General features: G+C 62.0%; 25 protein-coding genes. 14 read left to right on the top strand and 11 right to left on the bottom strand.

Annotated elements, in window-relative coordinates; translation table 11 throughout:
• The first annotated feature begins 118 nt into the window (after positions 1-118).
• Both mnmD and HAT86_RS06070 read left to right on the top strand, forming a co-directional pair.
• Positions 119-793 carry a tRNA (5-methylaminomethyl-2-thiouridine)(34)-methyltransferase MnmD gene (gene mnmD / locus HAT86_RS06075; RefSeq protein WP_167194460.1) on the top strand — a complete coding sequence of 225 codons (675 nt, stop codon included), beginning with the start codon at positions 119-121 and terminating at the stop codon, positions 791-793.
• The gene (locus tag HAT86_RS06070) at positions 790-1,662 is read left to right on the top strand and encodes a DMT family transporter (protein ID WP_167194458.1); all 873 of its coding nucleotides are present in this window, start codon (positions 790-792) and stop codon (positions 1,660-1,662) included. The genes mnmD and HAT86_RS06070 overlap by 4 nt, the downstream gene beginning before the upstream one ends.
• Here the strand turns inward: HAT86_RS06070 and HAT86_RS06065 are convergent.
• On the bottom strand, positions 1,659-3,623 hold the full coding sequence (locus tag HAT86_RS06065; protein ID WP_231125830.1) for a lytic transglycosylase domain-containing protein: 1,965 nt from the start codon (positions 3,621-3,623) through the stop codon (positions 1,659-1,661). The two genes, HAT86_RS06070 and HAT86_RS06065, sit on opposite strands and share 4 nt — an antisense overlap.
• A gap of 177 nt (positions 3,624-3,800) precedes the next feature.
• Here HAT86_RS06065 and dapA point away from each other — a divergent pair, with 177 nt between their 5' ends.
• Positions 3,801-4,676: a 4-hydroxy-tetrahydrodipicolinate synthase gene (gene dapA / locus HAT86_RS06060; protein WP_167194454.1), complete on the top strand. Its 876-nt coding sequence runs from the start codon at positions 3,801-3,803 to the stop codon at positions 4,674-4,676.
• A gap of 102 nt (positions 4,677-4,778) precedes the next feature.
• On the opposite strand, the gene HAT86_RS06055 is transcribed toward dapA, so the two are convergent.
• The 3 genes from HAT86_RS06055 to HAT86_RS06045 all read right to left on the bottom strand — a co-directional run bounded on the left by HAT86_RS06055 (position 4,779) and on the right by HAT86_RS06045 (position 7,638).
• On the bottom strand, positions 4,779-5,483 hold the full coding sequence (locus HAT86_RS06055; protein ID WP_167194452.1) for an NYN domain-containing protein: 705 nt from the start codon (positions 5,481-5,483) through the stop codon (positions 4,779-4,781).
• 20 nt (positions 5,484-5,503) lie between these two features.
• Positions 5,504-6,376, bottom strand: a complete 873-nt coding sequence (gene yghU / locus HAT86_RS06050; RefSeq protein ID WP_167194450.1) for a glutathione-dependent disulfide-bond oxidoreductase — start codon at positions 6,374-6,376, stop codon at positions 5,504-5,506.
• 149 nt (positions 6,377-6,525) lie between these two features.
• Positions 6,526-7,638: an S-(hydroxymethyl)glutathione dehydrogenase/class III alcohol dehydrogenase gene (locus HAT86_RS06045; protein ID WP_167194448.1), complete on the bottom strand. Its 1,113-nt coding sequence runs from the start codon at positions 7,636-7,638 to the stop codon at positions 6,526-6,528.
• 135 nt (positions 7,639-7,773) lie between these two features.
• Here HAT86_RS06045 and HAT86_RS06040 point away from each other — a divergent pair, with 135 nt between their 5' ends.
• The 5 genes from HAT86_RS06040 to HAT86_RS06020 all read left to right on the top strand — a co-directional run bounded on the left by HAT86_RS06040 (position 7,774) and on the right by HAT86_RS06020 (position 10,912).
• Entirely contained in the window at positions 7,774-8,043 is a 270-nt protein-coding gene (locus HAT86_RS06040; RefSeq protein ID WP_167194446.1) for an I78 family peptidase inhibitor, read from the top strand.
• Positions 8,044-8,116: 73 nt separating this feature from the next.
• Positions 8,117-9,781 carry a Y-family DNA polymerase gene (locus HAT86_RS06035; protein WP_167194444.1) on the top strand — a complete coding sequence of 555 codons (1,665 nt, stop codon included), beginning with the start codon at positions 8,117-8,119 and terminating at the stop codon, positions 9,779-9,781.
• A gap of 60 nt (positions 9,782-9,841) precedes the next feature.
• The gene (locus HAT86_RS06030; RefSeq protein ID WP_167194442.1) at positions 9,842-10,186 is read left to right on the top strand and encodes a DUF2794 domain-containing protein; all 345 of its coding nucleotides are present in this window, start codon (positions 9,842-9,844) and stop codon (positions 10,184-10,186) included.
• Between the two features lie 142 nt (positions 10,187-10,328).
• On the top strand, positions 10,329-10,610 hold the full coding sequence (locus HAT86_RS06025; RefSeq protein WP_167194440.1) for a type II toxin-antitoxin system RelE/ParE family toxin: 282 nt from the start codon (positions 10,329-10,331) through the stop codon (positions 10,608-10,610).
• Positions 10,611-10,621: 11 nt separating this feature from the next.
• On the top strand, positions 10,622-10,912 hold the full coding sequence (locus HAT86_RS06020; RefSeq protein ID WP_167194438.1) for a HigA family addiction module antitoxin: 291 nt from the start codon (positions 10,622-10,624) through the stop codon (positions 10,910-10,912).
• Here the strand turns inward: HAT86_RS06020 and speB are convergent.
• The 4 genes from speB to HAT86_RS06000 all read right to left on the bottom strand — a co-directional run bounded on the left by speB (position 10,900) and on the right by HAT86_RS06000 (position 14,523).
• On the bottom strand, positions 10,900-11,868 hold the full coding sequence (gene speB, locus HAT86_RS06015; RefSeq protein WP_167194436.1) for an agmatinase: 969 nt from the start codon (positions 11,866-11,868) through the stop codon (positions 10,900-10,902). The genes HAT86_RS06020 and speB overlap by 13 nt on opposite strands.
• Complete coding sequence (locus tag HAT86_RS06010; protein WP_167194434.1) at positions 11,861-12,715, bottom strand: C40 family peptidase; 855 nt, start codon at positions 12,713-12,715, stop codon at positions 11,861-11,863. Before HAT86_RS06010 ends, speB begins: the two co-directional genes overlap by 8 nt.
• Positions 12,712-14,091, bottom strand: a complete 1,380-nt coding sequence (locus HAT86_RS06005) for a leucyl aminopeptidase family protein (RefSeq protein ID WP_167194432.1) — start codon at positions 14,089-14,091, stop codon at positions 12,712-12,714. Before HAT86_RS06005 ends, HAT86_RS06010 begins: the two co-directional genes overlap by 4 nt.
• Positions 14,092-14,178: 87 nt before the next feature.
• The gene (locus HAT86_RS06000; protein WP_331272506.1) at positions 14,179-14,523 is read right to left on the bottom strand and encodes a hypothetical protein; all 345 of its coding nucleotides are present in this window, start codon (positions 14,521-14,523) and stop codon (positions 14,179-14,181) included.
• A gap of 185 nt (positions 14,524-14,708) precedes the next feature.
• Between HAT86_RS06000 and HAT86_RS05995 the strand changes: the two genes are divergently transcribed.
• Positions 14,709-15,359: a carbonic anhydrase gene (locus HAT86_RS05995; protein WP_167194430.1), complete on the top strand. Its 651-nt coding sequence runs from the start codon at positions 14,709-14,711 to the stop codon at positions 15,357-15,359.
• 10 nt (positions 15,360-15,369) lie between these two features.
• On the opposite strand, the gene HAT86_RS05990 is transcribed toward HAT86_RS05995, so the two are convergent.
• Together HAT86_RS05990 and HAT86_RS16825 are read right to left on the bottom strand one after the other, a co-directional pair.
• A complete protein-coding gene (locus HAT86_RS05990) occupies positions 15,370-16,473 on the bottom strand; it encodes a DUF4139 domain-containing protein (RefSeq protein ID WP_269204303.1) in 1,104 nt (367 codons plus the stop codon).
• Between the two features lie 21 nt (positions 16,474-16,494).
• Positions 16,495-16,995, bottom strand: a complete 501-nt coding sequence (locus tag HAT86_RS16825; protein WP_231125828.1) for a DUF4140 domain-containing protein — start codon at positions 16,993-16,995, stop codon at positions 16,495-16,497.
• Positions 16,996-17,116: 121 nt separating this feature from the next.
• On the opposite strand from HAT86_RS16825, the gene HAT86_RS05985 reads away from it, so the two are divergent.
• A complete protein-coding gene (locus tag HAT86_RS05985; protein WP_167194428.1) occupies positions 17,117-17,602 on the top strand; it encodes a hypothetical protein in 486 nt (161 codons plus the stop codon).
• Positions 17,603-17,605: 3 nt separating this feature from the next.
• Here the strand turns inward: HAT86_RS05985 and HAT86_RS05980 are convergent, their stop codons facing one another.
• A complete protein-coding gene (locus HAT86_RS05980) occupies positions 17,606-18,628 on the bottom strand; it encodes an aspartate-semialdehyde dehydrogenase (protein WP_167194426.1) in 1,023 nt (340 codons plus the stop codon).
• 123 nt (positions 18,629-18,751) lie between these two features.
• Between HAT86_RS05980 and crcB the strand changes: the two genes are divergently transcribed.
• The 4 genes from crcB to HAT86_RS05960 are packed head-to-tail and all read left to right on the top strand — an operon-like array spanning position 18,752 to position 21,565.
• Entirely contained in the window at positions 18,752-19,129 is a 378-nt protein-coding gene (gene crcB, locus HAT86_RS05975; protein ID WP_167194424.1) for a fluoride efflux transporter CrcB, read from the top strand.
• The gene (locus HAT86_RS05970; protein ID WP_167194422.1) at positions 19,126-20,175 is read left to right on the top strand and encodes an RluA family pseudouridine synthase; all 1,050 of its coding nucleotides are present in this window, start codon (positions 19,126-19,128) and stop codon (positions 20,173-20,175) included. Before crcB ends, HAT86_RS05970 begins: the two co-directional genes overlap by 4 nt.
• On the top strand, positions 20,172-20,858 hold the full coding sequence (locus tag HAT86_RS05965; RefSeq protein ID WP_167194420.1) for an HAD-IA family hydrolase: 687 nt from the start codon (positions 20,172-20,174) through the stop codon (positions 20,856-20,858). Before HAT86_RS05970 ends, HAT86_RS05965 begins: the two co-directional genes overlap by 4 nt.
• On the top strand, positions 20,855-21,565 hold the full coding sequence (locus tag HAT86_RS05960; protein WP_167194418.1) for an ATP12 family chaperone protein: 711 nt from the start codon (positions 20,855-20,857) through the stop codon (positions 21,563-21,565). The genes HAT86_RS05965 and HAT86_RS05960 overlap by 4 nt, the downstream gene beginning before the upstream one ends.
• Positions 21,566-21,761 lie beyond the last annotated feature (196 nt).

The following is a 21,761-nucleotide window of genomic DNA, read 5'->3' as shown; positions in this document are numbered from 1 at the left end:
CCCCTGTCTGCCCGGCATTGTCGGCGGCGTTATGGCACAGGACGCGACCGGTGCCCATGGGATGCGCGCGGCGACACAAGGCCGCCCCAGCGCATGATCTGATACCATCAGGGGACATATGACAAGGACCGCGAAACTTGAATGGCGTGACGGGGACGTGCCGGTGTCAACCCGGTTCGACGATCCCTATTACAGCCTTGAAAACGGGCTGAATGAAACCCGTCATGTATTTTTGGCAGGCAATGATCTGCCCGCGCGTTTTTGCGACGGGTTTCAAGTGGCCGAACTGGGGTTTGGCACGGGGCTGAACCTGCTGGCCTGCGTGCAGGCGTGGCGGCAGGCCGGCGTGTCCGGCGTGCTGCGGTTTACCAGTTTCGAAGCCTTTCCGATGGATGCGGCGGACATGATCCGCGCGCAGGCCCGTTTTTCAGACCTGTCCGGGATCGCCGAGCAGTTGGCCCCGCATTGGCAGGCGGGCGCAACCGAAATATCGCTGCCCGATCTAGAGTTTCGCTTGATCGTTGGCGATGCGCGCCAGACAGTGCAAGACTGGGCGGGACAGGCCGATGCATGGTTTCTGGATGGCTTTTCCCCGGCCAAAAACCCCGAGCTTTGGGAAGACGCGTTACTGGCCGTGGTCGGGCAGCATACGGCCCAGACCGGAACAGCCGCCACTTATACCGCGGCAGGGTTCGTGCGCCGCAGGCTGGAGGCCGCCGGGTTTACAGTGACACGCGCGCCGGGCTATGGCCGCAAACGCCACATGACCCGCGCGGTGAAAGGCACAGCATGACCGAACAGAACACCCGCCTTGGCATTTGGCTGATGGTCACGACCACCTTTATTTTCGCCGTGCAGGACGGCATCAGCCGCCATTTGGCGGGCGAATACAATGTGCTGATGGTGGTGATGATCCGCTATTGGTTCTTTGCCGCCTTCGTGATGACCGTGGCCGCGCGTAAAGCAGGCGGGCTGCGCGCGGCGTCGGCCACCAGCCAGCCCTTGGTGCAAGGCTTTCGCGCGGTGTTGCTGGTGGCGGAAATCTGCGTGATGATCTTTGCCTTTACCCTGTTGGGGCTGGTCGAAAGCCATGCAGTGTTTGCCTGTTATCCGCTTTTGATCGCTGCCCTGTCTGGCCCGGTTTTGGGCGAAAGCGTAGGCTGGCGCAGGTGGGCGGCAATTGGCGTCGGGTTCATCGGGGTGATCATCATTCTTGAGCCGGGCTTTGGCGTGTTCCAGCCGCAGGCGATTGTACCGTTGATAGCGGCGCTGATGTTTGCACTTTACGGGCTGCTGACCCGCTATGTGGCGCGGCGCGATTCGGCGGCAACCTCGTTTTTCTGGACAGGCACCGTGGGGTCGGTGGCGATGACTGCCGTCGGCACATGGTTCTGGGAGCCGATGAGCGGCCCGGATTGGGGCTGGATGGCATTGCTGTGCGTGACCGGCGCGTTAGGGCATTTCACCTTGATCAAATGCTACGAAGTGGCCGAGGCGAGCGCCGTGCAGCCTTTTGCCTATCTGCAACTGGCGTTTGCCAGTGCGCTTGGCCTGATGGTGTTTGGCGAAACCATCCGGCTGAACGTGGCGCTTGGCACGGCGCTGATCGTGGCGGCGGGGCTGTTCACCCTGTGGCGGCAACGCCAAAAAACAGCGCGTTAATCCGACACCGGGCGCAGGGTGGCACCGGTAAGTTCTTGCAAAAACGGCACCGGGTGCGGCGGCTTGCCAAGCCGCGCGCGGTAAACCGGCAAGCTTTCGGCAACGCGCATCACGTAGTTTCGGGTTTCGCGGAAGGGGATGTGTTCAATCCAGTCCACCACGTCCATATCGCCGGCGCGCGGATCGCCACGGTCTTCCATCCAACGCACAGGCCGCCCCGGCCCAGCATTGTATCCCGCCGACATCATCACGACATTGCCATCAAAACGATCGGCCAGACCGGCCAGATAGGCACTGCCAAGCTGCACATTGTAAGCCCAATCATTGAACACCCGCGCGCGCGAATGATCCGATGCACCGATGGTGCGGGCCATATCGCTGGCGGTGCCGGGCATCAGTTGCATCAACCCCATGGCACCTGCGCCGCTGACGACGCGGTGATCAAACTCGCTTTCACGGCGGGCAATGGCCAAGGCCAGCTCCATCGGCACGGGCAGGTCCATATCTGTCATCGGATGCAAGGCGTAATAAGGGCCGGGCACGACAATGCCGCGCCGCGCACCGGCCTTGCCGATCATGACTTGCAGGTGCGGTTGCTCCATCCGCTCCAACAAAAGGCCCAGTTGCGCCAACCCTGTGGCGTCAAGATTCGCAGCCAATTGCACGAAAAACCGTTCGGCAAGGTTCAGCTCGTTCGCGGCAAGGGCCAGAACGGCAGCTTTGTAGACCGATCTTTGGGGAAAATCCGCCTGATCGGGGTCAGGCACAGGGGTTTTTCCCGCCAGATCCGGGTCAGAGGGCAAGCCGGCCCTTTCGGCAGCCAGCAGGCCGTAGAAACTGGTTTGATGCGCCGCCCCTTGAGCATAGGCGATCTGCGCCCCCTCGGCATCACCAAGCGCCTCTTGCGCACGCCCAATCCAATAACCTGCACGCCCCAATGAAATCGGCGTATCGACAGCAACTCGAAAGCGTTGGAAATGATCAAGCGCCAATTCCGGCTCGTCCAGATAGGTCAGCGCCAGATACCCCGCCAACCATTCCAGATCGGCAAACGACGATCCATCGACCAACCCATGCCGCGCAGCCAGCGCGTAAGCGGTCTGCGCATCGCCCTCGCGCATTTTCGCGCGGGCCAGATAACGCCGCCAACCTGCCCAACGGTCTGGTTCACCCAAGCCCGCATCCGAGATGCTTTGATCCAGAATCACGCTGATGGCCTGATCGCTGTTGTTGTCTTTCAGATGACGGTTAAAGATTGCATGCGCGACCAGCGGATCCGACGCCAGATCTTCGGGCACATCATCGGGCGACAACGTGCCTGACTCGACCTTTTGGCGGGTCTCGGCCACGGCGCGGCGTTCCTCGCCGACAAGCGGCAACATCTGCGCCACATCGCGCAGACCGCGCCACAGGGCCATCGACAAACGGGTATCGTGGTGACGCGCCAAAAGATCGCCGTGCCGGTCAATGAACTGGTCATGCTCTTCGCTGGACAGGTCCATTGTCAGCCATGCCAGCACCAGCGTCGCCTCGGCCTCGCCCACACGATCGGCTGCGAAAAGCGCACGGGCATGTGCCAAGGCGCCGACGCCGGTTTGGGGCAACTGCCCATTAAAAAAGGCCAAAATCTGTGTGTCCGTCGCGGTTTCGGCCAGCGCCTCCTCGCTTTGGCGGCGCAGATACACCAACCCCGGCCAATCATCATGGGCCCCAAGAAAGGCCAGAACCTGCTCGGGCGTGCCTTGCCCGTCGCTGAGGCGATACCATTCGATCAGGCTTGCGGCCGCCGGGCCATCGCGCGCCGCCAGACGGGCGGCCACGTCCCACCGCCCGGCCTCCATCGCATTCAGCGCCGAGGCCAGCGGGCGCGGTGCGATGCGCGCAGGATCAGCAGCCCACACCGCGGCGGGACCAAGGGCCGCGCCGACAACAAGGCCGATGAGAAAACAGAACAGGCGCATGATCTCTTGCATTTCTTGCCAAGGCGAAGGATAGACAGCGCCAGCCTATGCGCGCGCGCGCGCCCCGTCCAATAACAAACCTTCATGGACGGCGGCCTGATGCCGCAGTGGGGCTGAAACCAAGGATCGGCGGGGCCGCCTGTGCCCCACCGAGTGACGACAAGAAAGGAGCGTGTCATGTTCAAAGGATCTTTTCCTGCCCTGGTCACGCCGTTCAAGAACGGCGAGCTGGATCTGGACACGCTGAAACACCTTGTCGAATGGCATATCGGCGAAGGCAGCCATGGCTTGGTGCCGGTGGGCACCACCGGCGAAAGCCCGACGCTGACCCATGAAGAGCATGAAACCGTGGTCGAGGAAGTGGTGCGCGCCGTGAATGGCCGTATCCCGGTGATCGCGGGGGCGGGCAGTAACAATACACTGGAATCAATCCGCTTCATGCAGCATGCGGCAAAGGTCGGGGCGGATGCCGCGCTGATTGTGACGCCCTATTACAACAAACCGACGCAAGCCGGGATGATTGCGCATTTCACCGCGTTGCACGACTGCTGTGATTTGCCAATCATCATTTACAACATCCCCGGCCGGTCGGTCGTGGATATGACACCGGACACCATGGGCGAATTGGCCAAGCTGCCGCGTATCGTTGGCGTAAAGGATGCCACCGGCGATCTGGCCCGCGTCAACCTGCAACGCATGACCTGCGGCAAGGATTTCATCCAGATTTCGGGCGAAGACGGCACCGCGCATGGGTTTAACGCGCAAGGCGGTGTCGGCGTGATCTCGGTCACCGCCAATGTCGCGCCAAAACTGGTGGCACAGGTGCAAGAGGCCACGCTGGCCGGTGATTATGCCCGCGCGCTGGACTTGCAGGATCGGCTGATGCCCCTGCACACGGCGATTTTCACAGAACCCGGGCTGGTGGGCGCAAAATACGCGATGTCACGGCTGGGCCTGTGCAGCGAAGAAGTGCGCACACCGTTGATTGGCTTGACCGAGCCGACAAAGCAGTTGGTGGATGCCGGGCTGCGCCACGCAGGGTTGATGAACTGATACCGGGTTGAAAGGGGGCGCTGCCCCCGCCGCCGCAAGCGGCGACTCCCCCGGAGTATTTTTGGAACAATGAAGCGCAGGACGCGTGGCCCGGCAGTGCTGTCAATCGACCCGACGGACGTAGAGGTGATTGCCTTCGCGCCGGGTTTCGAGAACCTTGATCGCAGCCACCAGATCACTGAGCTTGCGGTGGCCGTATGAGCGGGTGTCGAAATCGGGGTTGGCGGCGGTGACCTGTTGGCCAAGGCGGCCAAGCGCATACCAGTCGCTGTCTTGATCAATGCTGTCCATCGCCTTGAACAAGAGATCGCGCGCCTCGTTCAGGTTTTTTGGGCTTTTGGTGGCGGGTGCGTTTGTGGTGTCGGGGCCGGGTCCGAGGTTTTCAAGGTAGATAAACCGTTTGCAGGCCTTGCGAAACGCCTCGGGGGTTTTGCGCGCACCGATGCCATAAACATCCAGCCCCTGTTCGCGAATGCGGCTGGCCAGTCGGGTGAAATCACTGTCGGAACTGACCAGAACGAAACCGTCAAACCGGCCCGAATGCATCAGGTCCATCGCGTCGATCACCAAGGCGATATCGCTGGCGTTCTTGCCAACGGTGTTGGCGGGCTGGTGATGCGGGACAAGGCCAAATTCGGCCTGCACCTTGTTCCAGCCGCTCATCAGTTGCGAGGAAAAATCGCCATAGCAACGGCGCACGCTGGCCTCGCCGATGGCGGCAATCTCGTCGAAAATGGCCTTGGTCCATTTCGGTGAGGTGTTATCGGCGTCGATCAGGACAGCCAGAAGCGGCGTTTGGTCAGACATGGCGCGTTCTTTCGTGCGAATCAGTCGGCAGTGCCGAGCTTGTCTTGGGTTTTGGTCTGGAAATCGCTGGCCGCGTGGCGTTCATGCAGTTGCGTATCAGGATCGCCAAAGGTTCGGTTGACCATGCGACCGCGCTGCACCGCCGGGCGGGCATCGATTTTTTGCGCCCACGCCATGACGTTTGTGTAGCTGGCGGCGTCAAGGAAAGTGGCCGCGTCGCCATATTGGCGGCCCAGAACCAGATTGCCATACCACGGCCAGATTGCCATGTCGGCGATGGTATAGTCATCGCCCGCAATGAAGGGCCGGGTTGCAAGCTGACGATCCAGCACATCAAGCAGGCGCTTGGTTTCCATGGTGAAGCGGTCGATGGGGTATTGCATTTTTTCCGGCGCATAGGCGTAGAAATGGCCAAACCCGCCGCCCAGATAGGGCGCGCTGCCCATTTGCCAAAACAGCCAGTTGAGCGTTTCGGTGCGCGCCGGGCCCGTGGCCGGCAGGAAGGCACCGAATTTTTCGGCCAGATGCATCAGGATGGCACCCGATTCGAACACGCGCAAAGGCTCAGCCCCGGTGTGATCGACCATCGCGGGGATCTTGGAGTTCGGGTTGATCTCGACAAAGCCGCTGGAGAATTGATCGCCCTCGGTGATGCGGATCAGCCACGCGTCATATTCGGCGTTATGGCCCGCAGCGAGGAGTTCTTCGAACAGAACGGTGACTTTCACCCCATTGGGTGTGCCCATCGAATAAAGCTGAAACGGGTGCTGACCCACCGGCAACTCTTTGTCATGGGTCGGCCCGGCGATGGGGCGATTGATCGAGGCGAATTGGCCGCCCGATTCGCCCTCCCACGTCCAGACCTTGGGGGGTGTATAGCTGTCGTTGGTCATAGTTTGCATCCTTCCGGCTGGGTCAGTGCGCACGCCGCGCCCGTGGTTCGTGTTGGGGGTCAGCCTACGCTTTTGCCACCTGTCCGCAATGTTGAGGGCCGCACAAGCATGTGTGCGGCCCTGTGTTTTTCAGCCTGAGGCAGGTGAGATCAATACACCACCACCGAGCGGATCGATTCGCCAGCATGCATCATCTCGAAGCCCTTGTTGATCTCGTCCAGCTTGAGGGTATGGGTGATCATCGGATCAATCTCGATCTTGCCGTCCATATACCAATCGACGATCTGCGGCACGTCAGTGCGGCCACGTGCGCCGCCAAAGGCGGTGCCGCGCCAGACCCGGCCGGTGACCAGTTGGAAGGGGCGGGTTGAAATCTCGGCCCCGGCCGGTGCGACACCGATGATCACGCTTTCGCCCCAGCCTTTATGGGCCGATTCAAGCGCGGTGCGCATCACGCCGACATTGCCAGTGGCGTCAAAGGTGTAATCGCCGCCACCGCCGGTCAATTCGACCAGATGGGCCACCAAATCGCCGTCAACCTCGTTGGGATTGACAAAATGGGTCATGCCGAATTTCTCGGCCATGGGTTTCTTGGCATCGTTTAGATCAACGCCGACAATCTGATCGGCCCCGGCAAGGCGCAGCCCCTGAATGACGTTCAGGCCAATGCCGCCCAGACCGAACACGATGGCGGTCGAGCCGATTTCGACCTTGGCGGTGTTGACCACCGCGCCGATGCCGGTGGTCACGCCACAGCCGATATAGCAAATCTTGTCAAACGGCGCGTCCTTGCGCACCTTGGCCAGCGCAATCTCGGGCAGGACGGTGTGGTTGGCGAAGGTCGAGCATCCCATGTAATGCAGGATCGGCGTGCCATCGAGCATGGAAAAGCGCGAGGTGCCATCGGGCATCAAGCCTTGGCCTTGGGTCGAGCGGATCGACTGGCACAGGTTGGTTTTGGGGTTCAGGCAGTATTCGCATTCCCGGCATTCCGGCGTGTAAAGCGGGATGACGTGATCGCCGGGTTGCAAGGATGTGACGCCCGGCCCCACCTCAACCACGACGCCCGCGCCTTCATGGCCCAGAATGGCGGGAAACAGGCCCTCGGGGTCAGCCCCGGACAGGGTGAAATCGTCGGTGTGGCACAGGCCGGTGGCCTTGACCTCAACCAGAACCTCGCCCGCCTTGGGGCCTTCAAGATTGACGTCCATGATTTCAAGCGGTTTGCCAGCCTCTAGGGCAACGGCGGCGGTGGTGCGCATGGTGTTTCCTCCGGGTTTTTCATGTTGCCCCGACTGTGAGCGAAAGCGCGCGCCAAATCAACAGGATGTGCGACAAAGGGTAGACCGGGGCCGACAGGTTGGGGCAACCTGCATGGTGGAAACGGGAGGACCAAAATGAAACATGTTTTGTTTGTCTTGAGTACAATGGCATTGGCTGGATGCAACACGACCAACGAGGGCCCGGCGGATGACACCGACACCTGCGAGGCCGAGCGTTTGCAGCACTGGGTGGGCCAGCCGCGCAACGCGTTTGACGCCGAAGCGATCGACGGCCCAGTGCGTATTTTGCCGCCGGGGGCGATGATGACGATGGATTATCGCCTTGATCGGCTGAACGTAGATCTGTCGAAAGATGGTCAGATCACCCGTATCTGGTGCGGATAGCACGCGATGAGACTCGACTCGGGGCATGGGCATCTTATAAAAAGGAACAAATAGCGAACATTGTGCTGCCATCATGCCCGCCCGCCGTATTCTTTCCGTCTGGTTTCCACGCCTTGGGGCCGAACGCCTGTTGCGCCATATGAGCGCTACGGGAGATGTGCCCTTGGCCGTGGTGCAAGAGGTGGGACAGACACGCGTGATAAGCGCGCTGTCCAAAGCGGCCGAGGCGGCGGGGCTACAGGTGGGCCAGCCGTTGCGCGATGCCCATGCCATGTGCTCCGATCTGGTGACGCGGGCGCAAAACCCACGGGCCGAGGCCGCGTTTCTGGCCGCCTTGCAGCGTTGGGCCGGGCAATTTTCGCCTTGGGTGGCCGCACAGGACACAAACGGTCTGGTGCTGGATATCACCGGCTGCGCGCATCTGTTTGGTGGCGAAGAGGCGATGATGCAGGCCATGGCAGACGGCGCGCAGGGATTTGGGCTAAGCGTGCAGGCCGGGCTGGCCGATACGGTGGGCGCAGCCTGGGCGCTGGCACGTTATGCCGGGCGCACACCGGGGCATGGCCGGTCAGGCGACGCGATTGATCAAGAGGCGCGCGCCACCCGGTCCCGCGCGGCCAAGCGCCGCCATTGGGAACGGGGCGGCCCTGCCGTTCAGCCCACGGCCACCCCCGGCGCGGCGGGCCATGCCCTGCGCATCGCGGCCCCCGGCCAAACCCGTAGCGCATTGGCCGACCTGCCGGTGGCTGCCCTGAGGCTAGAGCCAGAGGTGATTGAGCAATTGGGCCGGATGGGGCTGCGCCGGGTGGGCGATCTGACCGGCCAGCCGCGTGCGCCCTTGGCACGGCGCTTTGGCCGGGGGCTGTTGTTGCGCATGGATCAGGCGCTTGGCGCGGTGCCAGAACCCGTGTCACCGGCGCGTGAAGCGCCGCGCTTTGCCACGCGGCTGACCCTGCCCGAGCCGATCGGGCTGCGCGATGACATTCTGGCGGGGTTGGACCGGCTGCTGCCCCGGTTGGGCCAGTTGCTACGCGATCAGGGCCAAGGCGCGCGCCGGGTGCGGCTACAGGCCGGGCGCGTCAATGACACGATGCAAACCCTTGAGATCGGACTGGCCCGCGCCAGCCATGACCCGGCCCGCATCCGCCCCCTGCTGGACATGAAAATCGACGAAATCGACGCCGGGTTCGGTATCGATATGCTGCGGCTTGAGGCGGTTCAGGTTGAACCCGTTCATGCCCGCACCGTCACCGGCCATGCCGGGGCCACCGAAGCCGCCCACGCCCGTGCCAATGGCGAAACCGCGATGGCCGACTTGTTGGGCCGCATGGGCGCGCGGATCGGTCTGGATGCGATCACCCGCCGTCATCCGGCCAGCAGCCATATTCCGGAAAAGACCGCGCAGGTTCTGGCAGCTGCGTGGTCAGAGCCTGCAACCGGCTGGCCCGCCTCGCCCACGCCCCGCCCGCTCTTGATCTGGAGGCCCGAGCCGGTGATGGCCCCCGATGGCCCACGCCCCCCCCGACAGTTTCGCTGGCGCGGACGGGCGCATGATCTGGCCCATGCCACCGGGCCCGAGCGTATTTCGCCGGAATGGTGGCTGGACGAACCCGAATGGCGCAGCGGCGTGCGCGATTACTGGCAGGTGGTCACCGCGCGGGGCGAGCGGCTGTGGCTGTTCTATGCGCATGGCGCAGCAATAAGTTCGGGCTGGTTCTGTCAGGGCAGTTTTGCGTGATCCGCCGCGCAGGGCAGGGAAACTTCTTGATTTATGAACCTATCAGCGCAACTTTGATGCATGAACTTTCAATCGCCCACATCACTGCCGCCCAGAGGCGGCCAAGACCAAGTGGCGTTCCACCGGACCGAATTGAACGTGATCCTGTCGCTTTACGGGCGCATGGTGGCGGCGGGCGAATGGCGCGATTACGGAATTTCCTGTTTGCGCGACGTGGCCGTGTTTTCGGTCTTTCGCCGCACCGCCGAACATCCGCTGTATCGCATCGAAAAACGCCCCAAGCTGCGCAACCGGCAGGGGCAATATGCGGTGCTTGGCATGGATGGGCAGATATTGAAGCGCGGGCATGACCTGAAAACCGTGCTGCGCGTGCTGGAGCGCAAGCTGATCCGCGCCGTGGAGTGACGGGCAGCAGCCCGATCAGTGCCATTCGCACCGAGCGTCGTGCCACTCTCAAAGCTGATCCAAGCCATTCACAGCTGGAATTTGCGACACGCCGCATGTATCAAATATTGACACATGCATCATCCCGTGATACATACTTGACATGATCCAGAATACCAAGGGAAAGCTGGCCGCAAATGCCATCACAGGCAAGTTCGGCAAAGGCTTTCCTGCCGATCTGGTCAAACGAACGCGGGCGATGCTGACGGCCCTGAACGCTGCGGTTGTGGTAGAGGATTTACGCTTTCCTCCTGGCAATCATCTGGAAGAGTTGCAAGGAAATCGTGCGGGGCAACATTCGATACGGATAAACGGCCAGTGGCGGATTTGTTTTGTCTGGACGCCGCTTGGCCCTGCCGATGTCGAGATCGTCGATTACCATTGAGAGGAAACACCATGAGCCAGCTTGAAAACCCCATGCATCCCGGCGAAGTCCTGAAAGAACTTTATCTTGATGCGGCGGGGATCAGTGCGATTGCCCTTGCACGCCGTCTTGGTGTGCCGCGCACCCGCATCGAGCGGCTGGTGAAGGGCACGACCGGCATTACGCCTGATACGGCCCTGCGATTGTCCCGCGCCTTCAATACCACGCCAGAATACTGGATGAACATGCAGACACAGCATGACATGGCCATCGCGGCGCGATCCATTGACGTATCGGACATCGAACCGCTTTATGCGGCCTGACCGGCCCCGCCCACCATCACGCAGAGCAACTCGAACATGATCGACACCCCCAGAAAGGCCGTGCCGCCCGACGGGTCAAAGGGCGGCGACACCTCGACCATATCCGCGCCGATGATGTTCAGCCCGGCCAGTTCGCGCACCACCTGAAGCGCTTGGTAACTGTTCGGCCCGCCCACCTCGGGGGTGCCGGTGCCGGGGGCGAAAGTGGGATCGACAAAATCAATGTCATAGCTGATATAGGTCGCGCCATCGCCCACGATCTCGCGTGCCTCGGCCATTACGTCGGCCACGCCGCGCGCATGGAATTCCTCAATCTCGATCAGGCGGATGCCTTCGGCGCGGGCGAAATCGCGATCCTCGGAATCGTACATCGTGCCGCGAATGCCAATCTGAACCACGCGCTTGGGGTCCAAAAGCCCCTCTTCAACCGCGCGACGGAACGGCGTGCCGTGGGTATACATCGTGCCGCCGAAATAGGAATGGAACAGGTCGGTATGGCTGTCGAAATGCACCATGCCCACCGGCGCATCCTTGGCCAGCGACCGCAGCACAGGCAGCGAGGTCAGGTGATCGCCGCCCGCTGTCAGTGGCGTGATGCCCGCCTGTTTCACCTGATCGTAGAACGTGGTGATCCGCGTCATCGAATCGATGATATCGGCAGGGTTCGGCCCGACATCGCCCAGATCGGCGCAATTCACCGCCTCGAACGGGCGGATGCCGCTGGCCTGATGCTGCGCGCGGATCATGGTTGAGGCATCGCGCAACTGGCGTGGCCCATGCCGGGGGCCGGGGCGATTGGTTGTGCCACTGTCCCACGGCACACCGATCAGGCCGATATCGACATCTTTCAGCCGGTCATGATCCAGCGGCACATGCGGCAAGCGCATAAAGGTGGACACCCCGGCGAACCGTGGCAGATCAAAGCCCGAAACCGGCTGGAAAAAACTGTCAGACATCGCGTATTCCTTTCAATCGTTTGCGGGCGGTGACCGGCCCGTCACCTTGCTTGGCGATCCGCTCAATCGCCGCGCGCAAGGGTTCATAAGCCACCGCCATGTGATGCACATTGGCATGCAGCAGCGTCTGGGCGTCAACCACCCATGCGACATGGCCTTTCCAGAACAACAGGTCGCCGCGCTGCGGTTGCACGCCTTCGGGCAAGTCAACGCCAAGCGCGGCCTGTTGCAGATCGCTATCGCCGGGGCAGGCGATATCACAGGCCAAGCAACCCGCCTGCACCAGCCCCGAACAATCGATGCCGCTGGCCGAATTACCGCCCCACAGGTAAGGCGTGCCCAGAAACAGTTCGGCCACGCTGACCGGATCGGGGGCGGGCTGGTCCAGCGGGGTCAGATGCGCGGCGGGCACAAAACCCTGCGGAGTTTGTGCAAACCTGCCATCCCGGCCCGACACATGCAGCCGCGCGCCATGGCTAAGCAAAGCCAGTTCGACTGCTTTGAAATCGGGTGTCGGGTACAGGTGGGTCGCACGGGCACTGACCCAGTGGGTCGGGGGCGTGTCGTCGTCGCCCGCCCGGCCCAGTTGATCGTTGCGCAGGTAGCCCACGAACCCGTCGCGCGCCGCCTGCACAAACGCCCAACCGTTGTGATCCTCCAGACAGGTGGCGCTGTCCCCCATCAACAACTGCCGTTCACGGCGGCCATCCGGCGCGTGCAAAAGATCGGCCAAGGGCACCGTCAGCCGACGCGCCGCGCCCTTGGTATAGCGCGGGGCGCTGACCTGCCCGCGCAACGACTCGTGTGCGACACGCGTATTGGCCGGGGTCAGGCGGCGGTCACTCAAAGGTTCAGCGCCTTTGGCAAGGCTTGCAGCAATGCGCGGGCACCCATACCAATACCGCCCTTGGGACGGGCCGGTTTGCTATCGGGGTTCCAGCCGTAAATGTCGAAATGCGCATAGCGCGTGCCGCCCGCAAAACGGCGCAGGAACAGCGCGGCGGTGATCGTCCCGGCAAAACCGCCCTTGGGCGCATTATCCAGATCGGCGATGCCCGGTTCGATCATCGCCTCGTAAGGCGTATGGAACGGCAGCCGCCAGACCGGATCGGCCACATGTGCCGCCGCCCCGTCAAGCGCGCTGGCGAGATCGGGATCATCGGTGAAATAGGGGGCCAGATCGGGGCCCACGGCCACCCGCGCCGCACCGGTCAGCGTCGCCATGGACACCAGCATGTCGGGCTGGTCTTCGGCGGCGTAGGCCAGCGCATCGGCCAGCACAAGGCGACCCTCGGCATCGGTGTTGTTGATCTCGACCGTCAGACCATTGCGGGCGGTCAGGATATCACCGGGGCGAAACGCATTACCGGCCACGGCGTTTTCGACCGCAGGCACCAGCACGCGCAGCCGCAGTGGCAGGTTCAGCGTCATGATCATCTGCGCCAGACCCAGCACCGTCGCCGCGCCGCCCATGTCCTTTTTCATCACCCCCATACCGGCGGCGGGCTTGAGGTTCAGGCCACCCGTGTCAAAGCACACCCCCTTGCCCACCAGCGTCAGTGTCGGCCCGGTCTCGCCCCAGCGCATGTCAATCAGGCGTGGTGCCTGTGCAGCGGCGCGGCCGACCGTGTGGATCATGGCAAAGTTCTGTTCCAGCAGCGCGTCGCCACGGATCACGTCAATGCTGGCCCCGTGGGCCGAGGCCAGCGTGGCGCAGGCCGCTTCCAGATCGGCGGGGCCCATATCGGCGGCCGGCGTGTTGATCAGGTCGCGCGTCAGCGCCTCACCGGCGGCGATCACTTGCAGCCGCGCGGCATCCACGCCTTTGGGCGCAACCAGCTTGGCGGTGGCTGGCGATTGATCCCGGTAGCGGTCGAACGCATAGCGCGCCAGCAGCCAACCCAGCGCTTCTTCCTCGGCGCGGGCGGGATCAAGGCCGTGGAAGGCATAGATGCCCTCGGGCAGTTGCATTGCGGCGGTGGCAAGGTGGAACCGGCCGCGCGCGCGGGCCTCGGCCGTACCGTAGCCTGCCAACGCCATGGTAAGCGCCCCCTTGGCATCAGGCACCAGAAGGGTTGTGCCAAGTCCGGCGGCAAAGCCGGCCGCGCGCACCCAACTGGCAACATGCGCGGGTTGATCGGCCAGCCAAGCGTCAAGCGCATCCTGTTCAATGACATGCAGCGGAATGGCGGGGCTGTCGGCGGTGGCGAAACTCAGGTCCATCAGGCGCGTCCCTTTTCGGTTTGGGCTATATTGCTCGCAGCCTATATGCCCTGTCGTCACCTGCAAGCCGTCAAATGCCCCGCGCCGCTAAATCCGCAAATCCTGAATATCCCACATTTCGCCAAGCGATCGTTCGCCGATCCGCAACAGCCGGGCGAGGGTAGCGGCCAGCGCAATCCGATCACCCCGATCTACGCAATCGGTCACGTCACCCGCCACTTGCGCCAGTTTCTGCATACCGATCTGATCGGAAATCGCGATCAGGCTGCGCGCACTGCGGCGCATATCGTCACTGCGGGCTTCACGATAGCAGCGTTCCGTATGCGACAGGCGCGCGGCCAGTTCTTCAAGCGCGCGGCAAATCACGTCTTCGGCCCCGGTTGCGCCAAGCTGGGCGACCAGCGTCTCAAGCCGGGTCGCATCAAGGCGCACGGCTTCATCCTGTCTGAGCAAAGTCACATGTTCCAAAATCTCACCCCATGTCGTCAGGCCCCCACGGCCTGTGCCAAAATGGCCGAAAACAGGTTTTCAAATGGTTTCACGGTGGCAAGATTGTCTCTCGAATTATCCGAGAATACCGACTATCACAGCGGGAACCAAAAGACCGAGGGACGTTCATGGAACACGCGCGGCCACTGCCCACCTACCTTGTGCACCGCTTTCATGGCTGGAAGGCCACCGCCTACAAGGAAAATCAGTCATGGTATCGGCGGCTGGCGAACGAAGGCCAGCATCCGCGCGCGATGGTGATTTCTTGTTGTGACAGCCGGGTGCATGTCACCTCGATCTTCGGGGCGGATCAGGGCGAGTTTTTCATTCACCGCAATATCGCAAATCTGGTGCCCGCCTATGAACCCGACGGCAATCAGCACGGCACATCGGCTGCGGTGGAATATGCGGTGACCGCGCTGAAGGTGGCGCATGTGATCGTCATGGGGCATTCCAATTGCGGCGGGGTGCAGGGCTGCCTTGAAATGTGCACCGGCAAGGCCCCCGCCTTGGAGGAAAAATCCAGTTTTGTTGGCCGTTGGATGGATATTTTGCGCCCCGGCTATGAGCGGGTGAAAGATATTGCCGACGAAGGCAAACGCCGCCATGCGCTGGAAAAACAGGCGGTCATTGTGTCGCTTGAAAACCTGATGACCTTTCCCTTCGTGGCCGAGTCCGTGAAAAATGACACGCTGACCCTGCATGGCCTGTGGCACGAGATCGGCGAAGGCGGGGTAGAGCAATACAGCCCGGCCATTGGTGACTTTGTGCCGATCTGATCGGGTGGCCTCAGCGCAGCACCTTGCCCTCGGGCCATTCCAAAGAATAGTCCAGCACAATCGCCTGTGTATCACCAGCCGGCAGATCGAACCGCCACTCCAGCACACCGCGCTTGTCGTCTACGTCAGTATCTGACGGGGCGGGCTGGGCGCTCCAGTCAATTGTCAGATCGTCCTGTTCGGAATAGGGCACCCGATCCAGCAGGCGCACCGGCCAATCCTGCGCGGTCAGATTTTCAACGGTGATCCTGACGGTTTCGTCCAAGGCGCCAGAACGGGTGAACACACCTCTTTCACCTTCCTGACGCTGTGGAATGGCCCGCGCAAGGCGCAGCCCGTCGATTGCGCCAAAGGACAAATCGGCCTGCCCACCCGCCGGGATCATCTCATGAAACCGCTGACCGACGAACCGGTCATCAAGGTAAAATCGGGCCTCTTGCGTGGGCAAGATCAACTCGTCTGCGGTGTTCGTGACATCAGCCATCAGAAAGGCCCGATCATCCGAAAGCGGCACGGCTTGGGCCATGACCTCGGCCTTAAGCGCAAGCGTGCCCAGCGCGATGCGCACCCGGTCGGCCTCTGACGCAACCGACACCGTACCGGGATAGTCATAGGTCACGGCCAGACCATCAAACTGGGCTGCGGCCTGTTGTACCTCCACCGGCGCGGCCTGTGGTGCGGCCAGTTCAGCCACGGCATCCGCCGCCACACCGCGCGACAGCGATTTGGGCACCGGGGCATTCGGGTCGGTCACCCGGCGCAGCCATGGCCAGATATCACTGGGCGCAGCTTGATCCGAGGGGCGCGATGTGGACAACGTCAGCGCGATATCGCGCCAGTTTTCCCCCGTGGACTGCCGGATGAACGCGCCGCGTTCGATATCCAACTCGCCGGTCTCGCGGGTCAGGCGCAAATCATAGACCGGCTGCCAACCTGCATCGTCGATGGTGTAGGTCACTGTCACCGTGCCGTCAGTGGGCTGTTGCGTGCTGATTGCCACCGCCAACATAGCGCGGGGCGTATCCTGCGGGACCAGCGCGCGCAGGGCGGCGCGGGCTTGGTCAAGCTCGTGGCGCAAATCGGCCAAGCCACGATCGGCGGCCTCGGACCGCAGGCGCGCATCCAGCGCTGTTTGTCAAGCGGCAAGGGTTTCTTCACCGATCATGGCAACCATGTCGCGCAGGGCGGCGGCATCCATGTCTGCCACGGCCTGCCCCTGCCCCAGTTTCTGCAAGAAGCCTATGCGCGCCTGCGCGGCTTGTTCCTCAAGGCGGATCGCCTCGACCTTGGCCTCGGCCTCGCGCAAGGATTGCTCAAGCGTCTCAACCGTGCTGCGCGCCGCCTTGAGTGCGTCAGATTCGTCGGTGTCTTGGGGCGGCACATAATCATTGCGGGCGGTGACGCTGCCCATACTGGCCCCGTCAACACCCACACGCACAGCCGAAAGCGGCGTGTTTTGCGGCAGGTCGCTCAGGATCAGGTCATGCTGACCGGCAGGTGCGGAAAACCCGACAGACCGGGTGACAGTCGCCCCTTGCGGATAAAGCGTAGCGGCCGTGACCGTGCTGCGCAGGGGAATGTCCTCGGCCCACAAGGGGACAGGCAAAAGACATAGGACACTGACGAAAACGCGCATGGCGGACACTCCTTGCAACTTCTGCGGCAACTATCCCCCCAGCACAGCACAAATGGCAAGCCGAAGCGGCCCATATGTGCGGATTTACGCTTTGCTAACCTTGTTGCGGTGGAATGGGGCCATGTCGCTGGAACGTGTTGAAATGAAGATTCACCCAGACATGCTGCGCGCCGCCAACAGGCTGGCGCGACAGCGTGATGTTACGGTGGGCCAACTGGTCCGCGACCTGCTGTCGCGCGAGATTGGCAGGGCAAGCGCCGCGAAGCCGCCTGTCAGGGCGGATGAGCGGCTTGTCGCGCCCCTGCGTGCGCGCCTCGCCCACGATCTGGCCGAGGCCGAGGGATGGGACGACTTGCAGGCGCGGCTGACATCCAAGGGCTATGTTCTGCGCGCCGCCGGTGGTGGGCTGGCCCTGCATGACTGGCCTGCCGACAGGCGCATCTGCAAGGCTTCTGAACTGGGGTTCAGCTATGCCCGGCTGATGCGCCGCTTTGGGGCACCGCTCCCTGGCCATTCGCACACATGGCTGGAAAAACAACATTTGAACCAAACGCAATCGGGCACCCCAAAAGGAGCGCCCGATGATAACTTGACAGAGCCGTTTTAAAAATCAGCCCTTTTTCAGAACGCGCCGGCCAAGGGTTTCGGCGATTTGAACCGCGTTCAGCGCCGCGCCTTTGCGCAGGTTGTCGGACACACACCAAAGGTTGATACCGTTGTCGATGGTGCTGTCCTGACGAATGCGGCTGATAAAGGTCGCGAAATCGCCCACGCATTCCACCGGCGTGACGTAGCCACCATCTTCGCGCTTATCAATCACCATGATGCCCGGCGCCTCGCGCAGAATGTCGCGGGCTTCGCTCTCGTCCAGATGATCCTCGAACTCGATATTGATCGATTCCGAATGCCCAACAAAGACCGGCACGCGCACGCAGGTCGCGCTGACTTTGATCTTGGGGTCGATGATCTTCTTGGTCTCGGCGACCATCTTCCATTCTTCCTTGGTCGAACCGTCTTCGAGGAACACGTCGATATGCGGGATCACGTTGAACGCGATCTGCTTGGGATAAACCTTGGGCGCGACCTCTTGCGTTGGGTTGTAAACCGCCTTGGTCTGATCCCACAGTTCGTCGATCGCCTCTTTGCCCGAGCCGGACACGGATTGATAAGTGCTGACCACAACGCGCTTGATCGTCGCGCGATCATGCAGCGGCTTCAGCGCCACAACCATCTGCGCGGTCGAGCAATTGGGATTGGCGATGATGTTTTTCTTGGCGTAACCATCAACCGCCTCGGGGTTGCATTCGGGCACAACCAGCGGCACGTCCGGATCATAACGATACAGCGACGAGTTATCGATCACCACGCAGCCCGTCGCCGCCGCCTTGGGCGCGTACACCTTGGTGGCGTCCGAGCCGATGGCAAACAGGGCAATGTCCCAGCCTGTGAAATCAAATGCATCCAGATCCTGCGTTTTCAGGGTCTTGTCCCCAAAGCTCACCTCGGTGCCCAGGCTGCGGCGGCTGGCCAGCACGGCGATTTCATCAACCGGGAACTGGCGCTCGGCCAGAATGTTCAGCATTTCGCGGCCCACGTTGCCCGTGGCGCCCACGACGACGACCTTGTAACCCATTTTGGATCTCCGTTTGCATCAGTCGGATCGGGACATACCGCAGGGCGGCATCAGGTTAAAGCGGATTCCCGTTTTGCCCCATGCAGCTTGACAATTCAGGGGCGGCGCGCGACAGACGCGACCATGATACTCAGCTTTCTTCAGGTGGCCCTTGGCGGCGCAATCGGGTCGGTTCTGCGCTTTGGCGTAGGGCTGGCTGTGGCGCGCCATAGTCATGGCGGCTTTCCGTTGGGGGTGTTGCCGGTCAATGTGATCGGGTCATTCCTGATGGGTGTGGTCGTGGTCCTGACATTTCACCGCGATCTTGAGCACCTGAAGCCACTTGTGATGACCGGCATCCTTGGTGGCTTCACGACCTTTTCGGCCTTCTCGTTGGAAGCCTTCACCTTGTACGAACGCGGCCAGATCGGATCGGCCAGTCTTTATGTGGTGCTGTCGGTCGTGCTGTCGCTGGCCGGTCTGGCAATGGGCATCTGGCTGGCGCGGGGGATATGGACATGAGCCAAGTGCAAACCCTGATTGTCGAAGCCGACGATGCCGATCAGCGGCTGGATCGCTGGCTGCGCCGCCTGTTTCCGCATTTGCCGCAGGGCCGCATCGAAAAGATGTGCCGCAAGGGCGAATTGCGTGTCGATGGCGGCCGCGTCAAGGCCAGCACCCGGCTTGAGGCCGGACAGCAGGTGCGCATCCCGCCCCTGCCCCGCCCGGACGAGATCAAGGCCGCCCAAGCCATGGGCACGCGGATCAGCGATGCCGATACCAAGATGATCCAAGGCACGGTGATCTATCGCGACGATCATATCATCGCGCTGAACAAGCCACCGGGATTGCCGGTGCAGGGCGGCAGCAAGCAAACCCGCCATGTCGATGGGCTGGCCGAGGCGCTGCGTTTTGGATACGAGGAAAAGCCCCGGTTGGTGCACCGGCTGGACAAGGACACATCCGGTGTCTTGATCCTTGCGCGCACGCGGGTCGCGGCCAAGGCGCTGACGGCAGCGTTCCGGCACCGCAACACGCGCAAGATCTATTGGGCCGCGGTGGCCGGCGTGCCCAGCCCACGGATGGGCAACATCCGCTTTGGATTGGTCAAGGCGCCGGGGCATGGCGCGGGCGGTGAAGGCGAAAAGATGCTGTGCCTGCACCCGCGCGACGTGGACAGCACGCCAGGTGCCAAACAGGCCACGACCGATTACGCAGTGATGGAGGCGGCGGGTGGCCGCTGTGCCTGGGTCGGGCTGGTGCCAGTCACCGGGCGCACGCACCAACTGCGGGCGCATATGGCAGAAATCGGACACCCCATCGTGGGCGATGGGAAATACGGTGGCTCGGGGCAGGAAAACCTTGGCGACGGATGGGGCGCGCAATTGGGTGGCGAACTCAGCCGCAAACTGCACCTGCACGCCCGGTCGCTGACCATCGAACATCCGGTCAGCCGCGCCATGCTGCACCTGACGGCCCCTTTGCCACAGCACATGCTGCGCACATGGGAGATGTTCCAGTGGCAGCCGTCGCTGGCACCGAACGACCCGTTTGAGGATCTTGAATGACAACGGCCCCGCTGCGTTTGGTGGTGTTCGATGTGGATGGCACGCTGGTGGACAGTCAGGCCGATATTCTGGCGGCCATGGCCTATGCATTTCAGTGTGCCGGTCACCCATGTCCGTCGCGTGATCAGGTTCTGGGGATTGTCGGGCTATCTCTGGATGTGGCCGTGGCCCGGCTGGCCCCCACGCTGGACCCCACACATCATGCGAAAATGGTGAACTGGTATAAAGACGCCTATATTGACCTGCGTGCGAAAACCGGCGCGGCGCACTCCTCGCCGCTGTATCCCGGTGCGCTTGAGGTCATCAAAACGCTGCATGACGTGCCTGAGGTATTGCTTGGGATCGCCACCGGCAAATCCCGGCGCGGGCTGGACAAGCTGCTGGAGGCGCATGATTTGGGCCGCTATTTCGTGACCCAGCAAGTCAGCGATCATCATCCGTCAAAACCACATCCTGCGATGCTGCACGCGGCGCAGTCGGAAACCGGTGTGAACGCCGCCGATGCCGTGATGATCGGTGACACAAGTTTCGATATGGAAATGGCGCGCGCGGCCGATATGGCCGGAATCGGTGTTGGCTGGGGCTACCATCCGCGCGCAGCGCTGCACATGGCCGCGCAGGTCATCGACGACTTTTCAGATCTGCCAAACTGCCTGACCAACCTGTGGGAGCCCACATCATGAGCGAGTGGAAAGCCAAACGTTTCTGGAAAACCGCAAAGGTGGCCGAAACAGAGCAGGGGTTCACGGTGCATCTGGATGGCCGCACCGTAAAGACACCCGCCAAAGCGCCACTGGTTGTTCCAACCCGGGCCATGGCCAATGCGATTGCCCAAGAATGGGACGCGCAAGAGGGTGATATAGCCCCCTATACCATGCCGGTAACCCGCGCCGCCAACGCAGCGATTGACAAGGTCACCCACCAACATGCCGAAGTGGCGCAGATGATCGCGGGCTATGGCGATACCGATTTGATCTGCTATCGCGCCGACAGCCCAGCGGAATTGGTGGCGCGTCAGGCCGAGGCATGGGATCCACTGCTGGATTGGGCGGCTGACATCCTTGATGCAAGGCTGAAACCGGTCACAGGGATCATGTACAGCCCGCAAGATCCCAAGGCCCTGGCCGCGCTTGCGCAACGCGTGCACCAGATGGACGCGTACAGCCTGACGGCCTTTCATGATTTGGTTGGCATGTCCGGGTCACTGATCATCGGCTTTGCGGCACTGCATGATTTGCACGATATTCAGGCACTTTGGCGGCTTTCGCGCATAGACGAGATCTGGCAAGCAGAATTGTGGGGCGTCGATGAAGAGGCCCAAGAACAGGCCGCCAAGAAAGAATCTGAGTTTTTGGCGGCTAAAATCTTTTATGATCTTGCCAAGCACTAGCCACAGAGGGTTTTAATTGACCATTCCCTTAGGGCACCCTGTCGTGATGATTATCGTTTTTCGTGATCCAGGGCTTGACGTTTCATTATGAATCCACCCAAAATTACGAACACTGAAGGGGCTTAGGCTCCGACGCAGTATAACCCCGGCCCGAACGGGCCGGACGAACCGCTTGGACAAGGGCGGATAATCAGGA

It is taken from the genome of Roseovarius gahaiensis (assembly GCF_011601345.1).
GTDB classification, from domain to species: Bacteria; Pseudomonadota; Alphaproteobacteria; order Rhodobacterales; family Rhodobacteraceae; genus Roseovarius; species Roseovarius gahaiensis.
This window is presented reverse-complemented; position numbering and strand designations above follow the sequence as displayed.